This is a genomic window from Shewanella sp. AS1 (assembly GCF_021412565.1).
Lineage (GTDB): Bacteria > Pseudomonadota > Gammaproteobacteria > Enterobacterales > Shewanellaceae > Shewanella.
In genome coordinates this window covers 1-499 of the sequence record NZ_JAKCLJ010000035.1, presented here as the reverse complement: position 1 = coordinate 499, position 499 = coordinate 1, and the positions used below count along the sequence as shown (strand labels likewise).

Annotated in this window: 1 tRNA gene; it reads left to right on the top strand. The window is 44.3% G+C overall.

Annotation, left to right across the window (positions count from 1 at the left end):
* The first annotated feature begins 163 nt into the window (after window positions 1–163).
* Window positions 164–239, top strand: a tRNA-Ala gene (locus LZP69_RS15915).
* Window positions 240–499 lie beyond the last annotated feature (260 nt).

Genomic DNA, 499 nt, shown 5'->3' with positions numbered 1-499 from the left:
GAGGTCGGTGGTTCAAGTCCACTCTGACCCACCAAATCTTCCTTTATACGGCGTTGTAAGTCTCGTCGTTTAGCGTGCTAAACGTCCTCAACTTACGCCTTGTCTAAAGTCGATTTGGTAAACCAATCAATGATTGGTGTTCGGTATTCTCACTGCATGTAATGGGGCTATAGCTCAGCTGGGAGAGCGCCTGCCTTGCACGCAGGAGGTCTGCGGTTCGATCCCGCATAGCTCCACCATTTCTCTTCAGTGAGAAGCATGCACATGGTTAGAGATGCCAAAGATAAATGCAGAATTTATCTTTGGCTTTTTTAAGCCCGGTCGAAATCGTTCCATACGATTGTCGACACTTCCACCATCCGTGGAGGTCGCTCTTTAAAAATTTGGAAAGCTGATAGTAATAATCGAAAGATTATTGCGAAATAATTGAGTTCTCAAAACACACTTAAATCAAGTGCATTGAGTATTCTTTTGGCGAAAGTAGAAACCGTTAGTTGCG